2 protein-coding genes are annotated in these 3153 nt (G+C 37.2%); both read left to right on the forward strand.

Going from position 1 to position 3153, the window contains the following annotated elements:
- Positions 1 to 170 precede the first annotated feature (170 nt).
- Positions 171 to 1919 carry a tetratricopeptide repeat protein gene (locus PX484_RS12700; protein WP_287765291.1) on the forward strand — a complete coding sequence of 583 codons (1749 nt, stop codon included), beginning with the start codon at positions 171 to 173 and terminating at the stop codon, positions 1917 to 1919.
- Between the two features lie 3 nt (positions 1920 to 1922).
- Positions 1923 to 3153 (forward strand): ATP-binding protein (locus PX484_RS12705; protein WP_288104110.1); only part of this gene is annotated, 1231 nt, incomplete at its 3' end.

The raw sequence follows: 3153 nt of genomic DNA on the forward strand, positions 1-3153 counted from the left end.
AAAAACGGCCGATGAATCAAATCATCAATGAGGCGCTAGAGGCCTATTTCAGCCAAAAATCCTAATCAGTTATCAAGGTGGGACTTAACCCACCTTTTTTTAATTAGTATATTCATAGGGTCGGTCTGTCGAAAAAATCATCGTCCATCACATCATCTTGGTTACGCGATATGGTGCAACAATTGGGGCAGTTTCTCAACCTTCAAGCGGGAAGTATAGAGGAATATCAGGAGTTTTTATCAGAAGTCTTACAAGCAGAATGGGAGAGTAATAGCGATCCTGCGGTGGTTTATCCTATCCTACAACGCGGTCAACATCTGTTAGATGATACCTTTGCCCAACTGTTGCAACAATGGGCTAGAAATGTGTTTTCTCAAGGGAAACCAGAAGAAGTAGCAGGGATTGCCGGGGTGATTCAGAATTTATGTGTTGATATTCAAAATTTTCCCTTGGGAAGTTGGGCTAATAATCCAGAAATCGCTATTACAGGCTATCAGACCCTCTTAGAAGTATATACCCGTCAAGCTTCTCCTGAAAAATGGGCAAGGATACAAAATAATCTGGGGAATGCTTATAATAAGCGCATCAGAGGGGAAAGGGCAGAAAATTTAGAGTTAGCTATTGTTGCTTATAACCAGTCTTTAGAAGTCTGTACCCGTGATGCTTTTCCTTATGAATGGGCAAACACACAAAATAATCTGGGTACTGCTTATAGTAATCGCATCAGAGGGGAAAGAGCAGATAATCTAGAGTTAGCTATTGTTGCTTATAACCAGTCTTTAGAAGTCTATACCCGTGATGCTGATGCTTTTCCTTATGAATGGGCAAGGAGACGAAATAATCTGGGTGCTGCTTATAGTAAGCGCATCAGAGGGGAAAGGGCAGAAAATTTAGAGTTAGCTATTGTTGCTTGTAACCAGTCTTTAGAAGACTATACCCGTGATGCTTTTCCTTATGAATGGGCAGTAACACAAAATAATCTGGGTAATGCTTATAGTAAGCGCATTCTTGGGGAAAAGGCAGATAATCTAGAGTTAGCGATTGTTGCTTATAACCTGTCATTAGAAGTCTATACCCGTGATGCTTTTCCTGAAGATTGGGCAGTAACACAAAATAATCTAGGGACTGCTTACATAAACAGAATCAAAGGAGACATAGTAGAGAATATAGAAACCGCAATTTTCTGTTATCAAGAAGCCTTAAAAATTCGTACTTTTGATGTCTTTCCTCTTGACTGGGCAACTACTCAAAATAATTTAGGCAATGCTTATAGTGAACGAATTAGAGGCAATAAAGCCGAGAATATCGAAAATGCAATTGTCTGTTATCAAGAAGCCTTAAAAATTTATACCCGTCAAGCCTTTCCAGGAGATTGGGCAGAGACACAATATAATTTAGCCAATACTCTCAGAGAACGATTTAAACTTCTTGGTAAAGTGACAGACATTCAACAAGCAATTAACTCTTATAAACAAGCTGGAGAAATTATTGAAAAAACCGAAGACAAAACCTTATATTTTAACTATTCCTATCAATTAGGAAAAGCTTTATTTGAGGGCGGATATTATACAGAAGCTATTGAACACTTAGAAAATTGTCAGCAACTTTATCAAAAACAAAAGGATATTAGTAGTTTGGCTCCAATTTTATTGGAACTTGCCCGTCTCTATCATCGCACTGGTAGGCTCGAACAGGCAAGACTTTATTTTAAAGATTCTTTACGTCTATTCCGTCGTTTAGGTGATCAAGATAATGTGGCTTCTGTGACAACTGCACTGGGCAATCTAGAAATACAAATTGGCAAGATTTCCCAAGCTTGTAGTCATTTAAAAGAGGCACAAACATATTATCAAGAAAAAAATAATTCAGAACGACTAGAGGAAATTAATTATCTACTAAAAATTCTACAATCTGCGTAAAAAATGTCAAGACTCAGCCGTTATCAATCAACTCTCAAAAAATGGGGACTGATAGAAAATCCTTTTCGACCAACTCCCCCCGATGATCGCAAAAAATTAGCAAAGATTTTTTATGGACGAGATCAAGTTTTAGATATAGTTATTCCGACCCTCTATGAAGGACGTAATATCTTAGTTAGGGGGGCTTGGGGTATTGGTAAAACTGCCTTAATTTTTAATTTAATTAACCAGTTACAACAGGAAGTTAACCAATTAAATGAAAAAATGTTATTGCTTTATATTAGCAGTATTCCTGGGGAAAGTTCCACGGAATTTTATCGTGCTTTATTATTAGCTGTAGCCGATAGTTTAGCGGATAGTGATCAAGAATCAGAAGACATTGCTAATACGCTTTTAGGGTATTCTATTCAACGCAATAAAACCACTACTGAAGGACAAGTTAAATTAGGCTTTTTATCCTTTGGCAAAAAGGAAGAATCCCCTGCTAATCAACTGACTCCCACTGCCAATGCTGATCCCTATCCTTTACTCATTCGTTTATTAAATAGAGCCGAAGAAATTTATTCTCGTATTGTTATTGCTATTGATGATTTTGACAAAAAAGACCCCATTGTTGTCCAGACAATTTTAGAAAGTAGTTTAGATTTATTTCGGATGGGAAAACATCGGGGATTTATTATGACAGGAAGAGGCTTTACCGAGTTTCAAGAAGCAACCTTAAAAGCCCTTGGTATCTTTTCTGAAGATATTCCCCTTGAACCCATGAGTCAAGATGATTTACGTCACATTGCTATTAATTATCTTAATAGTGCCAGAAACGAACAGCGAAATGATCCCTATCCTTTCACAGAGGAAGTCATCAATTTAATTACGGGTTACGCTCAAGGAATTCCTCGAGAACTGAATACTATCTGTGAAAAAGTATTACGGCAAGCTGCTTCAGAAGGATATGAAATTATTGATGAAACTGCTTTTTATTCAATTTGGCAAATCCTTCAAAAAGACTTTACTGATTATTTAAGTCCTCAGTTTCGTCATTTATTATACGTTGCTCATCAAGCCGGTGGCATTAGTGAGAATATTTCTGATCAAACTTTGGCTAAACTTGATGCTATAACCTTTGTTGCTCTCTTGCCCCAACTTAAATCGATGGAAGAACAAGGATTATTAATTCGTCAAGAAGATCAAAGCGGTTTTCGTTTTGTTCCTTCCCAATTATTTCAACCTAAGTTAC

This window comes from Microcystis sp. M49636_WE2 (assembly GCF_030065375.1).
GTDB lineage: Bacteria > Cyanobacteriota > Cyanobacteriia > Cyanobacteriales > Microcystaceae > Microcystis > Microcystis aeruginosa_C.

Bases quoted from the DNA above. Each gene is read 5' to 3' on its own strand.
- PX484_RS12700 (WP_287765291.1), top strand. From the start codon at position 171: ATGGTGCAACAATTGGGGCAGTTTCTCAACCTTCAAGCGGGAAGTATA.